Source organism: Luteibacter sp. SVR4-7G (assembly GCF_056755555.1).
The window spans coordinates 1-13592 of the sequence record NZ_JBPGXO010000047.1 but is presented as its reverse complement, the minus strand read 5'-3'; the positions used below and the strand labels follow the sequence as shown (position 1 = coordinate 13592).

General features: G+C 66.6%; 10 protein-coding genes. 5 read left to right on the top strand and 5 right to left on the bottom strand.

Annotated elements, in window-relative coordinates:
- Positions 1-183: 183 nt before the first annotated feature.
- A complete protein-coding gene (locus ACR9ZH_RS15710) occupies positions 184-2091 on the bottom strand; it encodes a M61 family metallopeptidase (protein WP_481291694.1) in 1908 nt (635 codons plus the stop codon).
- 236 nt (positions 2092-2327) lie between these two features.
- Positions 2328-3032 carry a glutathione binding-like protein gene (locus ACR9ZH_RS15705; protein WP_481291693.1) on the bottom strand — a complete coding sequence of 235 codons (705 nt, stop codon included), beginning with the start codon at positions 3030-3032 and terminating at the stop codon, positions 2328-2330.
- A 262-nt stretch (positions 3033-3294) separates the two neighbouring features.
- Here ACR9ZH_RS15705 and ACR9ZH_RS15700 point away from each other — a divergent pair, with 262 nt between their 5' ends.
- The gene (locus ACR9ZH_RS15700; protein WP_481291692.1) at positions 3295-3909 is read left to right on the top strand and encodes an outer membrane protein; all 615 of its coding nucleotides are present in this window, start codon (positions 3295-3297) and stop codon (positions 3907-3909) included.
- A gap of 309 nt (positions 3910-4218) precedes the next feature.
- On the opposite strand, the gene ACR9ZH_RS15695 is transcribed toward ACR9ZH_RS15700, so the two are convergent.
- The 3 genes from ACR9ZH_RS15695 to ACR9ZH_RS15685 form a co-directional block, all read right to left on the bottom strand.
- Entirely contained in the window at positions 4219-4725 is a 507-nt protein-coding gene (locus ACR9ZH_RS15695; RefSeq protein ID WP_481291691.1) for a hypothetical protein, read from the bottom strand.
- Between the two features lie 94 nt (positions 4726-4819).
- Positions 4820-6328 carry an amino acid permease gene (locus ACR9ZH_RS15690; protein WP_481291690.1) on the bottom strand — a complete coding sequence of 503 codons (1509 nt, stop codon included), beginning with the start codon at positions 6326-6328 and terminating at the stop codon, positions 4820-4822.
- Positions 6329-6422: 94 nt separating this feature from the next.
- Complete coding sequence (locus ACR9ZH_RS15685; RefSeq protein WP_481291689.1) at positions 6423-7496, bottom strand: glycerophosphodiester phosphodiesterase; 1074 nt, start codon at positions 7494-7496, stop codon at positions 6423-6425.
- 74 nt (positions 7497-7570) lie between these two features.
- Here ACR9ZH_RS15685 and ACR9ZH_RS15680 point away from each other — a divergent pair, with 74 nt between their 5' ends.
- From ACR9ZH_RS15680 to thrC, 4 genes are all read left to right on the top strand, one after another.
- Positions 7571-9562: a bifunctional 2',3'-cyclic-nucleotide 2'-phosphodiesterase/3'-nucleotidase gene (locus tag ACR9ZH_RS15680; protein ID WP_481291688.1), complete on the top strand. Its 1992-nt coding sequence runs from the start codon at positions 7571-7573 to the stop codon at positions 9560-9562.
- Positions 9563-10013: 451 nt separating this feature from the next.
- Entirely contained in the window at positions 10014-11162 is a 1149-nt protein-coding gene (locus ACR9ZH_RS15675) for a homoserine dehydrogenase family protein (protein WP_481291687.1), read from the top strand.
- Positions 11156-12106, top strand: a complete 951-nt coding sequence (locus ACR9ZH_RS15670; RefSeq protein WP_481291715.1) for a homoserine kinase — start codon at positions 11156-11158, stop codon at positions 12104-12106. The genes ACR9ZH_RS15675 and ACR9ZH_RS15670 overlap by 7 nt, the downstream gene beginning before the upstream one ends.
- Before the next feature lie 5 nt (positions 12107-12111).
- Entirely contained in the window at positions 12112-13389 is a 1278-nt protein-coding gene (gene thrC / locus ACR9ZH_RS15665; RefSeq protein WP_481291714.1) for a threonine synthase, read from the top strand.
- The last annotated feature ends 203 nt before the right edge of the window (positions 13390-13592 follow it).

The following is a 13592-nucleotide window of genomic DNA, read 5'->3' as shown; positions in this document are numbered from 1 at the left end:
CGAATAGTAGCGGTGCGGGAGCGTGCCTGCGCGGGCTGAGCTTTTGGCGGGAACGTCGCAGGCCGTGCTGCCTTTGGCGAAAGGCTGTCGCGCGCAGGCGCGCTCCTACAATGCGCCCGGCGCGAAATGGGCCCGGCGCGGGCGGATGCGGAGAGGGCGCCTTGCGGCGCCCTCTCGTGTTTCTTATTTCGCCTTGTACAGCTCGCCCAGCCAGTCGGGCTTGCTCTTGTCCCGCTCGAGGTGCGGGTACTTCAGGCCTTCGTGGTAGTCGATCTTGATCGTCTTGTAGGTGTCGAAGTTCTTCACCAGCAGTTCGATCGGGGCCTTGTCGGTCTTCGCGGCCGTGACGGCGTCCTTCAGCGTGTCGCCGTCGAACTCCTTGTTGTTGACCGCGACCACCGTCATGCCCGGGGACAGGCCGGCATTGAAGGCCGGGCCGTCCCAGCGAACGTCGGAGATGTCGCCCTTCGAGGACACCGCGAAGCCGGCCGAGTAGGTCAGGTCGGTGTAGTGGCGGCGGCCCTCGGCGGCCTTCACCGCGTCGGACGGCTTGTCGTTGTAGACGAGCTTCCAGCCGCCGCGCTCGATGCCTTCCAGGTCGCCCTTGTGGCCGTCGACGCGCTCACGCAGGTAGCTGGCCCAGTCGTACGGCGTGATGCCGTTGAGGGTCGAAGCCACTTCGTCGAAGGTGTACGGGTTGACCTTCCAGTCGCCGTCCTTCATGCCGAAGAACGCCTTGGCGAAATCGTCGAGCGAGCGCTTGTTCTTCGTGAGCTCGCGCAGCTTCGTGTCGACGTCGAGCCAGATCATCTGGCCGCCCGAATAGTAGTCCTCGCTCATCTGGTAGTTGCGGTACGAGAGCGGACGGCGTTCGGCGATGGTCGGATCGTTGGTCGTGTCCTGGATGTTGCGCCAGGAAAGACCCGGACGGCCCTTGTCGTAGGTGGCGGCGACGAAGGCGAGCAGGTCGCGTGCCTGGTCCTGCGACACGAGGCCCGAGCGCGCGGCGACCACGTTGCCCCAGAACTGGGTCTGGCCTTCGTAGACCCACAACAGGCTGTCGCCCATCGGCACGTTGAAGTTCGGCGTGGCGAGGTCGGCGCCGCGGCGGTACTTGCCGTCCCAGGAGTGGTTGTACTCGTGGGCCAGGAGGTCGCGGCCGAGCCAGCTCTTGTCCCATTCGGTGAAGTAGTTGGGCGAGGCGCTGTTCTCGGACGAACGATGATGCTCAAGGCCGATCCCGCCGAGCTTCTCGGTCAGGGCGAGCAGGAAGTCGTAGTGGTTGTAGTGGCGAGCCCCGTAGAGCTTGTCCATCTGCTTGACGAGATTGCGATGGATCTCAAGCGCTTCCGGCTTGATCTCCAACGCCTTCGCGCTGTCGGCCACGATGTTCAGGTGCACCGGCGAGCGGCCGTTGGGATCGAGGTCCACGCGCTTGAAGTAGCGGCCCGCGAACACCGGCGAATCGACGAGGTTGTCGTAGTCGATCGTCTTGAAGGTGACGGTATCGCCATCCTTGCTGGCCTGCTCCAGCGCGCTGCCGTACTGGAAGCCCGCAGGGAGCTTCACCGACGCGTCGACCGGAATGCGATCCGCGTTGTAGCCGGCAGGATAGAGCGACACCTGGTTCCACTGGACGTTGACGATCTCCGGCGTCATCACGACGCGGCCCTGGCGCGCGTCCTGCGGCGTCAGCGTCTGGAACTCCACGTCCACCGAGGTGGCACCGGCCGGCACGTCGACGCGGAAGGCGTAGACGTTGTACTTGTCGCGCGTCCACTCGAGGCGCTTGCCGCCCGCATGCACCACGAGGCCAGCGAACTGGTCGATCGGACCGGTCGGCGAGTGGTGGCCGGGGATCCATTCGGGGAAGAGCAAGGTCAGCGGACCGGGCTGCGCCGGGATGGTTTCCTTGACGCGGAAGATGCGGTGATCGGTATCGGTCGCATCGACGGTGAGCTTCAGGGTGCCGTTGAAGGCGACGTCCTTCGGCGGAGGAACCATGCTGGCATCGTCGGCGGCGTAGGCGGCCGACACACCGGCGCCGGCCAGCGCGGCCAGCAGCGCGGAAGCAAGAAGGGTGGATTTCACTGGTAGGTCTCCGAGAAGCGGGTAAGTCGCCCGGCCATCCCTGCGAGCGGGTCGGCACGGTCCCCTGTGGTCCGCGCAAGCTCTCGATCCTAAACGCCGCCGTCCGGGGCGCCCTATGCCAGAGGTCACGGACGGCGGGGCCAGCTACGCGCAAGAAATCGCGCCGGGTCGCTCGGGAGTGCCGTCAAAATGAAGAAGGCGGCCTTGCGGCCGCCTTTTCCGTCACCCGCCGCCCGTCAGGAGCGGGACGGGATCTTCAACCCTCGCTCGACGCCAGGCCGCGACATGCCACGCTCCAGCCACGCGATGACGTTCGGGAAATCGTCGAAGCCGACGAGTTCACGCGCGCCGTAGAAGGTCACGAGGTTGTTGACCCAGCCCAGCGTGGCGATGTCGGCGATGGTGTACTCGTCGCCGACGATCCAGGTGCGACCGGTCAACTGCCGCTCCAGCACGCCGAGCAGGCGCTTCGACTCGTTGACATAGCGCTCCAGTGGACGCTTGTCTTCCCATTCGCGGCCGGCGAACTTATGGAAGAAACCGACCTGCCCGAACATCGGGCCGATGCCCGCCATCTGGAAGAAGACCCACTGGATCGTTTCCCAGCGCCCCGCCGCGTCCTTCGGAAGGAACTTGCCGGTCTTCTCGGCGAGGTAAAGCAGAATGGCGCCGGATTCGAACAGGCCGATCGGTTTTCCGTCGGGACCGTTGGGATCGATCATGGCGGGAATCTTGCCGTTCGGATTCAGCGACTCGAATTCGGGCGTCTTGCTCTCGTTCCTGTTGATGTCGACGAGATGCACTTCATAGGGAAGGCCGACTTCCTCGAGCATGATCGACGTCTTCACGCCATTGGGTGTCGGCAGCGAATAGAGCTGGATGCGATCCGGGTGCGCGGCGGGCCAGCGTTTCGTGATCGGGAATGCGGAGAGGTCGGACATGGCGGATGTTCCTCGTACCGGAAACCATTGAAGGTAAGGCGCCCGCCCCCCGTATTCAATGTGCCGGCCGGCGGCATGTAACCGGAGAAGGTCATATGAGGTGGCCCAGTGCGGACACGAGCACTCAGCGAATGCCTCCACAACATGTAGGGGAATGCCGCGTCGTCGCTTCGCGCGTCTCCACCGGCGCCACGCATCTGTAGACTTCGCTCCGCCCGCGCCCATTCCGTCGCCGGCAGCATTCAAGACACAAGGACCTGTCATGTTAAAGCCACTACTCGCGACCGCGGTCGCCGTTTCCACGTCCATTGCCTCCTTCGCGGCGTTTGCCGCCGATGCCCCCGCTGGCGGTGCCTTTGTGCATTTCGGTACCGGCAAGGCCAACTACCACACAAAGATCAAAGCGTTCGACGGCAAGCGAGCCGGCAGCTATGACCTCATGGCCGGTTATCGCTGGGACCTTGGCCGCAGCTTCGCGCTGGGTGTCGAGGGCGGCTTTGCCTACCTCGGCGCTGTCGAGCGAAAGACGCCCACCGAGAAGAACCGCATGGTCACGGCGGCGTGGCTCGTCGGCGCGAACGCCAAGTGGAACATGACCGAACACCTGTCGCTGATCGGTCGTCTCGGCACCGCCCATGTCAGCACGCGCTTCTCGTACCAGGCCACCGGCGCCAAGAAGGCAACCAGCCTCGGTCGTGCTACGCGTAGCACGCCTTATTTCGGACTGGGCTTCGGCTATGCCCTCACCGACCACCTCGACCTCACGCTGCAGGCCACCCGCTACGGGAACCGCTCGGTCAAGGTCAAGAACGAGAAGGGCAAGGGCAACGACTGGAGCGCGACCACGTACAACGCCGGCGTGGAATACCGTTTCTGATGTTCGTCCGGGAGGCCGGGCTACCGCCTCCTTATCAAGCAAGAACTGCGTCGGTGAATGTACAAGCACACCCTGCGTGTACGCGCATGGTTCGCCGGGGCGAACGGCTAGTGGAACATGGCGCGGGACTGGTCGCTGATCGGCCGCGCCGGTGTTGCCTTGACCCGGGTGGATTTCGAATCCCGTGCCATCCCCGGCGCGTCCCGCGAAGGAACGCGTGCATCGCTGCGACGCTGTTGAGCGCGGTGCGGAGTTTCGCTTCTGATCCGCAGGAGGCGGCGCGTTGCCGCCTCCTGCCCCCTTCCGGGCTTATTCCAGGTCGCCGAGCTTCGCATCCATCTTCGGCGCGGCAAGCCATTCCCCGATGTCCTCGCCAATGGCCTTGGCCGTCCGCACAAGCACCGCGCAATTGCCCTTGAAGCCGCCGAAGGCGCCGCCCATGGACGTGCGGCGATCGCGGAAACTGGCGACCACCGCACCATCCTGGTAGAGCTTGCCCTTGACGGTCATCGCCTTGTGATGGCCCATGAAGGCATTGCCGTCCGCCACGACATCGGTAATTTCCATCTGCAGCGCCTTGCCGGGTTCGCTGCCCGCCACCTTGTCGGCGAAGGTCACGGCGATGCCGGACTCCTTCGCCTTGCCCGCCAGTGCGTCGGGCAATTCGTTCTCGAGCTTGCACTCGTCGAGCACGGACTTCGGAATGTCGGCGTCTTCATTGAAGCCCACAGGCTTCTGCACGGTCACGCTATCGGCTGCGAACGCCGCCGGCGCGGCGATGAGCATGCACAGCATGGTATAGGACCACTTCCCCACTATCGTCTCCTTGACGTGTTCCTGCCGACACGCGTCGGCACGGCATTATGTCTGGAGCAAAACGCGTGGCAGAGGTCCGTCCGTAGAAGGTGCGCTAACTATCGCGATTGAGCTTGCTATGGCGGATGCCATAGGTGAAGTAGACGATCAGGCCGATCGCCATCCAGATGGCGAAACGCTCGAAGGTGATCCAGGGAAGGCCCCAGATCAGCGCCAGTGAAAAGAGGATGCCCAGCGGTGCCACGAACCACACGGCGGGCGTACGGAACTTGCGCTCGAGCCCGGGCTTGCGCACGCGCAGCACCAGTACCGATGCGCAGATGAGGATGAAGGCGCTCAGCGTGCCGATGTTCACCAGTTCGGCCACTTCGCCGATCGGCAGCAGGCCGGCCACGATGGCGGTGAAGATGCCGAGGATCATGGTCGGACGCGCCGGCGTACCGTAGCGCGGGTGCACGCGGGCGAACCAGGCCGGCAGCAATCCGTCGCGCGAGAGCGCGAACCAGATGCGCGCCGCACCAAGCATGAAGGCGAACAGCACGCTGATCACGCCAATGACGGCGGCGATGGCGATCACGTTGCTGATCCAGGGCAGGCCGATCGCGTTGAACGCATCGGACACGGAGGCTTCGCCGCTGAGGGTGGCGTACGGCACGATGCCGGTGAGCACGAGCGACACGGCGATATAGAGCACCATGGCCACGGCCAGTGACAGGAGCACGGCGCGCGGCAGGTCGCGCTGTGGATCGCGAGCCTCCTCGGCGGCCGTCGTCAGCGTGTCGTAACCGAACACGGCGAAGAAGACCACGCTCGCGCCGGTGAGCACGCCGTGCCAGCCGAAATGGCCCACGCCCTTGTCGTCGAAGATGCGCTCGGGAATGAAGGGGTGCCAGTTGGCCGTGTTGATGAAGAACGCGCCGACGCCGATGACCAGCGCCACGCCGAGCACCTTGATGCCGACGATCAGCGTGTTGAGGCGCGCACCCCACTCCGTCTTCACCGACAGCAGGATGGCGACGAGCAGGGAAATGCCCGCGGCGATGATGTTGAAGCGGTGCCCGTCGGTGGGCCCGGCGACCGGGTTGGTCGCATGGACGCCGAGCGACCCCAGACCCTGCTGCCAGTAGTACTTCATGGTGTCGGCGCTCATGCTCTTCTGCGCCCACTCCGGCAGGTGCACGCCCGCGGTGGCAAGGAGCACCTGCACGTAACCCGACCAGCCGATCGCCACCACCGCGACCACGAGCGCGTATTCCAGCAGCAGATCCCAGCCGATGATCCACGCCGCGCCTTCGCCCAGCACCGCGTAACCATAGGTGTAGGCGCTGCCGGTGACCGGGATGAGGCCGGCGAACTCGGCATAGCAGAGGGCGGCGCAGGCGCTGCCGAAGCCGGCGATGATGAAGCTGAGCGCCACCGCCGGGCCGGCGTTCAGCGCCGCCTGCTGTCCCGCCAGGACGAAGATGCCGACACCGATGATGCCGCCGATGCCGATGGCCGTGAGCTGCCAGAGCCCCAGCACCCGCCGGAAGTCCTTGCGCTGGCCCACCTCGGCCTGCAGCTGCTCGACGGACTTGTGGCGGAGGAATTTCGCTAACGACATCGGGAGACCCCTGGGACTGGCTGACGGGCGATCATAGCGGGGTAGCCACAGGGGTGTCGTCAGTCGTCGCCTCAGATCGGCGCGGGTGTTGGCCTCAGCGGCCGTCCACTGCCCTGCGCCCCAAGGCGGGATCGTCGGTGAAGAACGCATCGATCCCCGCTCCGAGATACGCCCGGATCTCGGCGACCGAACCCGCTTCGTTGCGCGCGTCGTCCGCGCCGTTCCGGAAATTCTTAGCCAGGAAGCGGTTTTCGGGACGGAAGGTATACGGGTGGACTTCGAGCCCGGCCGCGTGCGCGTCGTGGACCAGAGGGGTCGGCAAGGTCAGGCGGCCTTCCTCGTCCAGCGGGATGATGCTCCGCATAGACGGCCCGATGGCATCCGCGTAGCCGGCGATGGTCTTGAGTCCGGCAGGCGTCATCATCTGCCCGTACGTCGTGCCCGGCATGTCCGCGGGATGCTCGTTCGCGGCTTCCATGAGTTGGAGCAGGCGGACGTTGGGGCGGTCCTTGCCAAGCTTCCCGCGCAGGTATCTCAGGTTTCCGACCTCGAAGGACTGGATCTCCACCGGCGCCTTGCGCGTATAGGCATGCGCTGCCAGCGTGGCCAGCAGCTTGTCCTCCATCGGAAGGCCGATGCCGCGGAAATACGTGGAGTGCTTGACCTCCGGAATGATGCCGATGATGCGGCGGCGCGCGGACGCCTCCGCGGCCACGAACTCGATCATCTCGTCGAAGGTGGGTATCCCGAATTCGCCGTCATGGGCGGCGCTGGCCTTGCGTACGTCGCCCAGCCGTTCGCGCGCCCGCAGGGTCTTCAGCTCGGCGATCGTGAAATCCTCGGTGAACCAGCCGGTCACGGCCTCGCCATCGATGGTCTTGGTCGTGCGCCGCGCGGCGAATTCGGGATGCGCGGCGACGTCGGTCGTGCCGCCGATCTCGTTCTCGTGGCGGATCACCAGCACGCCGTCCTTGGTCGATACGAGGTCGGGCTCGACGAAGTCCGCGCCGTCCTCGATCGCCAGCGCATAGGAGGCCAGCGTGTGCTCCGGCCGGAGCGCGCTCGCGCCGCGATGGCCGACGACGAGGACTTTCGATGCGATCGGGGTCACCGGAGACCCTCCAGGGGCCAGGGCCAGGAGAGCGAAGGATAAGGCAAAGGCTTTCATGGCAGGGTGGGTACGGTCATGGCGTTTCTGCTAGTTTGCGCCCCGAACCCCACGTCTCCAGCGGATTTCCCCCGATGCTCAAGCCCCTCGCCCTCGCCACGCTCTCGGCCGCCCTGCTTGCCGCCTGCGCCGGCGCTCCCGCCGGAAAGACCGCCGCCCCCGCCGGGGTGAAGGACGGTGCGATGCTCGACCTGGCGATCCTGGAAACCACCGACGTTCATTCGAACATCCTCTCCTACGACTATTACAAGGAGAAGGACGATCCCACGCTCGGCTACGAGCGCGTCGCCACGCTGATCCGCCAGGCGCGCGGCGAATTCCCGAATACGGTGCTGTTCGACAGTGGCGACACCATCCAGGGCACGGTGCTTGCCGATTACCAGGCGCTGGTGAAGCCGCTCGGCTGCGATTCGGAACTGGCGATGTACAAGGCCATGGACGCGGTAGGTTACGACGGCGGCACCGCCGGCAACCACGAATTCAATTACGGCCTGCCCTTCCTCGCCCAGGTCACCAACACGTCGATGAACGTGGATGGCGTCGAGGCGCGCCAGTGCGCGGGTCCGAAATTCCCGCTCGTGCTGTCCAACGTGTACAGCGCGCGCGACGGCAAGCCGATCTTCAAGCCGTGGACCATCGTGACGAAGACCGTCACTGCCACCGGCAGCGACGGCAAGCCGGTCGCCACCACGCTGAAGATCGGCATCATCGGCTTCACGCCGCCGCCGATCCTCGATTGGGACAAGCGCAACCTCGCGGGCAAGGTCACCGTGGACGGTGTCGTCGAAGCGGCCAACCGTTACATGCCGGAAGTGCTCGCGCAGAAACCCGACCTCGTCGTCGCGATCCTGCACGGCGGCCTCAACACGGCGCCCTACACCCCGCAGATGGAAAACGGTGGCTGGTACCTCGCCGGCGTGCCGGGCATCGACGCGCTGCTGCTCGGCCATTCGCATACCGAATTCCCCGGCCCCCGCTACGCGGGCATGAAGGATGTCGATGCGAAGCGCGGCATCGTGCGCGGCATCCCTGCCGTCATGGGCGGCTTCTTCGGCAAGGACCTCGGCGTGATCCAGATGAGCCTGCACCGCGAAGGCGGGCGCTGGGTGGTGGAGAAAGACAAGAGCCACAGCCAGGTACGCCCGATCTGTCCGAAGAAGAACGAATGCGTGGCTCCCGACCCGTCCATCGCTCCGATCGTGCGTGAGGCGCATGAAGCGGCCGTGGCCTATGTGAACACCCCGATCGGCGCCACGGACCACGCGCTGACGAGCTACTTCGCCGACGAGGGCAACATGTCGGCGCTGGCCGTAGTGAATGCGGCGCAGATCGAGTACGCCCGGGAAGAGCTCGGACGTACGCATCCCGAATGGAAGGATATGCCGGTGCTCTCCTCGGCCTCAGCCTTCCGCACCGGCTTCGGCGGACCCGAAGACTTCACCGATGTGCCGAAGGGTCCGATGACGGTCCGGAATGCGGCAGACCTCTACTTCTATCCCAATACCCTCGCCGCGGTGAAGACCGACGGCGCGGGGGTGAAGGCCTGGCTGGAGAAGGCGGCTACGCGCTTCAACCGCATCGATCCGGCAAAGGAAGGCGAACAGGACCTCATCGGCAAGCTGCCGGGCTACAACTTCGACCAGATGCAGGGCGGCATCACGTACACCATCGACGTGTCGAAGCCCGAAGGCGAACGTATCGGCAACCTGCGCTACAAGGGCAAGCCGGTGAAGTCTTCGCAGGCCTTCATCGTGGTGACCAACAACTACCGCGCCAGCGGGGGCGGCGAGTTCCCCGACATGACGGGAGACAACATCGTGCTCAGCGCGCCGGACGGCAACCGCGAGGTCGTGATCCGCTGGGTCGAAGGCAAGAAGACCCTCACGCGCAAGGACGTGGAAAAGCGCTCCTGGCAGTTCGTCCCCGTGAAGACGAAGGGACCCGTCATCTTCACCTCGGCCGCGGGCAAGGAAGATGTCGCGAAGTCGCTGGGCCTCCCGATCCGCCAGCTGCGCGACAACGGCGACGGCAACGCGGTTTACGCCATCGATCTGTCGAAGCCGTAACCCCGTGTAGGAGCGCGCCTGCGCGCGACAGCTTTTGAGGCCGTGAGTAGCAGGGCCCGTTACTCTTCGCGAAAAGATGTCGCGCGCAGGCGCGCTCCTACATGAGTTTGCGAAGCCGCGGGTAATCACACTGTTTCGGCCGACATGCCTCGGCCGTTCGGACTACACCATTCCCGTTGACACGTGGTTTCCCCAGGCATACCTTCGACTCATGCATCCCAACACGCCAGCGCTGCGTTTCTCCACGGCCCTTCCGGCCGGCGCGCTCGCGACCCTGTCCACCACCGCGACTACCACCACGACCACTACCCTGGTCGGAGGATCGGAGTTCGCGCGCGCCTAGTTCCTTGTCGCTGCCGGCCCCGACCTCCCGCAGGAGGGACCGGTGCCGAAGCTCCAGCCGACTCCTCCTGACGTGACGTGAAGGGCCTCTCACCCGGAGGCTGTCCTCGTGTCCATTGCCATCGCACCACCTCATTCACCCCTGCGCGCCGCACCGCAGCGCGCGGCGGTCAGTCCCTTCGTCGTCCATGTGGGCGTGGTCGGCCCCGGCAAGGTCGGCAGCGCGCTGCTGGCACAGTTGCGGTTCGCGGCGCCACGCCTGCTGCTGCAGTGCAACCTCGAGCTTCGACTGCGTGCGGTCAGCGACAGCCGGCACATGTGGCTCGACTGCGACGATGAGGCGCTCAACAGTCGTACGCACGGGGCGCAGATCTGGCGGCCGGCGGAGCTCGACGAATTCGCCGCACATGTCGCGGGCGACGGGGGCGAGCCCGCCGTACTTGCCGACTGCAGCGCGAGCGACCTGGTCGCGGACCGCTATGCCGGCTGGCTCGCCGCCGGCATTCACGTGGTGACGCCGAACAAGCGCGCCGCCAGCGGTCCGCTGGAACGCTGGCGGCGCATCGGTGCGGCGCAGGGCGCCAGCGGAGCGCGCCTGCATTACGAAGGCACCGTCGGCGCCGGTTTGCCTGTAGTGCATACGCTGCGCGACCTGCTCGACACCGGCGACGAACTCGTGGCCGTCGAAGGGATGCTTTCGGGCACGCTGGCCTGGCTGTTCAACCGCTTCGACGGATCGATGCCGTTCTCGGCCCTGGTCCGGCAGGCGCATGCCATGGGCTACACCGAGCCCGACCCGCGCGACGACCTGTCCGGCATGGACGTCGCCCGCAAGCTGGTGATCTTGGCGCGCGAGGCAGGGTTGGCCCTCTCGCTGGAGGATGTCGAGATCGGCGGCCTGGTGCCGGACGAACTCGCCGGCTGCTCCCGCGAGGCGTTCATGGACAACCTGGAGGCACTCGACGAACCCATGGCGAACCGGCTCGCCCAGTCGCGCGCGGCCGGCGGAGTGCTTCGTCATGTGGCGCGGCTACAAGGCCGCCGCGCGTCCGTCGGCGTCGAGACGGTGGATCCCGACCACGCTTTCGCCCACGCCCGCCTGACCGACAACGTCATTCGTTTCGCCACCCGCCGATACTGCGACAATGCGCTGGTCGTCCAGGGTCCGGGTGCCGGTCCTGAAGTCACGGCGGCGGCGGTGTTCGCCGACCTGCTGCGCGTGGCGGGCGCGATGGGAGTAAAACGGTGCGCATGCTGAAAGAAGAATCCTTGCCCCGGGCCCGTGCGGATGTCGCCGTGGCCGAGGCCTACGCCAGTGTCGGCAACGTCGGCATTGGCTTCGACATCCTTGGCCATACCGTGGCGGGTGCCGGCGATCGTGCCGAAGTCCGCCGCATCGCCGAGCGGGAAGTCCGCATCGCCGCCATCCATGGCGTGGTCACCGACCTGCCGCACGACGCCCCCGGCAATACCGCGGGCGCCGCCCTGCTGTCGATGCTGCGGGGACTGGACCTGCCCTTCGGTTTCGAACTCACCCTGCACAAGGGCATCGCCCTCGGTTCCGGCATGGGCGGTTCGGCCGCTTCCGTGGTCGCCGCCGTGGTGGCCGCGAATGCCCTGCTCGACCAGCCGCTGCCGCGGGACGCGCTGTATCCCTTCGCCCTGGACGGCGAAGTGGTCGCGAGCGGCAGCCGGCATGGCGACAACCTCGGGCCGATGCTGATCGGGGGCCTCGTGCTCGCCACGTCGTCGCGCCTCGTACGCATCCCGGTGCCGCCGGACTGGCACTGCGCGCTCGTGCATCCGCACGTGGTGCTGGAAACGCGCAGGGCGCGGGCAGCGCTCGCGGGCCATTACGCCCTGGACGAGTTCGTTGCCCAGAGCACGAACCTCGCCCTGGTGCTCGCCGGCTGCTACAGCGGCAACGCCGCCCTGGTCCGCGAAGGCCTGTCCGACGTGCTGGTGGAGCCGCGGCGTGCACCGTTGATCCCGGGCTTCGCGCAGGTGAAGCAGGCCGCGCTGGACCACGGCGCTTTTGGTGCCAGCATCTCCGGCGCGGGTCCGAGTGTCTTCGGCTGGTTCGAGGATCGCGCGTCGGCCGAGGCGGCGGCGCGCGACATGCGCGCGGCATTCGTGTCGGCCGGGCATGCGAGCGACGCACTGGTCGCGCCGATCGACGGTCCCGCCGCACGTATCCTGTGATGAGCATGCGTTACATCAGCACACGCGGCGGTGCGGCGCCCGTAGGCCTTTCCGCCGCCATCGCCGCGGGACTGGCTCCCGACGGCGGCCTCTACGTGCCGGAAAGCATGCCGCGGATCGGCACGCCACCGCGCAGCGGCTACCTGGCCGGCACGGCCCTGCGCATGCTCGAGCCGTTCTTCGAGGGCGACCTGCTCGCTCCGGAACTGCCGGCCATCTGTGCCGAGGCCTTCGCCCACCCGGCGCCACGGCGCGAACTGCGCATCGACGGCGCGTACCTGCTCGAGCTGTTCCATGGACCGACGGCAGCGTTCAAGGATTTCGGTGCGCGCTTCCTGGCTGCCTGTCTCAGCCGCCTGCGCCGCGACGCCGACCGGCCGCTGACGATCCTCGTCGCCACCTCGGGCGATACCGGCGCGGCCGTCGGCGCCGCGTTCGATGGCGTGCCCGGCATGCGCGTGGCGATCCTCTATCCCGACAACCGGGTCTCGCCCCGGCAGGCCCATCAGCTGGGCAGCTTCGGCGACAACGTGCGCGCCCTGCGCGTCGAAGGCAGCTTCGACGACTGCCAGCGCCTGGTGAAGGGAGCGCTGGGCGATGCGGCGCTGCAGGCGGACGTGCCGATGTCGTCCGCGAACAGCATCAGCCTCGGCCGCCTGCTGCCGCAGATGGCTTATTTCGGCCACGCCTCGCTGCAAGCGGACGGGCGCATGAACACCATCGTGCCTACGGGCAACCTCGGCAATGCCGTGGCCTGCCTGTGGGCCCGTGAGATTGGACTACCCATTGGCGAAGTGGTCTTCGCCTGCAACGCCAATGACACCTTGCCTGAGTTCTTTGCCGGAATGCCTTACAGGGCGCGGGACGCGGTGCCTACCGTCGCCAACGCTATGGACGTGGGCGCCCCGAGCAACTTCGAGCGCCTGGTCCATCTGTTCGGCGATGCCGAGGCAACCCGGCGCAACGGCCATGCCGAAAGCGTGGACGACGCAGAGATCCGCGCCACCATCCACCGTCACGCGGCGAGCGACGGCGAGGTGTTCTGCCCGCATACCGCCACCGGCATCCGCGTGTTCGAGCGCCTACGCCTCGCCGGCGACCGCAGGGACTGGACCATCGCCGCCACGGCCCACCCGGCGAAGTTCGACACGATCGTCGAGCCGCTCATCGGGCGGACGGTTGACTTGCCCGAAGCTCTCCAGTCGATGCTCGCGCGCGCCGCTTCCGCCGAGCCCATGGCCGCGGATGCGCGAGCCTTCGCCCGCTGGCTGAGAGAATGGTAGGAGCGCGCACCGCGCGTGCTGCTCTTTTCGCGTCGGTTGCCCCACCTGCACGTGCCGTGTCTTAAGCGGCTTCGCCGCAGGGAGCGTTGTTGCCGGGCTCGGCTATCGCCATCGCGTTTCGCTTTCGGCGTGGCGGCGGGTCGCCGGCGCCTGCCGTTTTTCTCGCTAAGTCCTCGTCCGGCCTACGCCTCCCTGCGGAATCG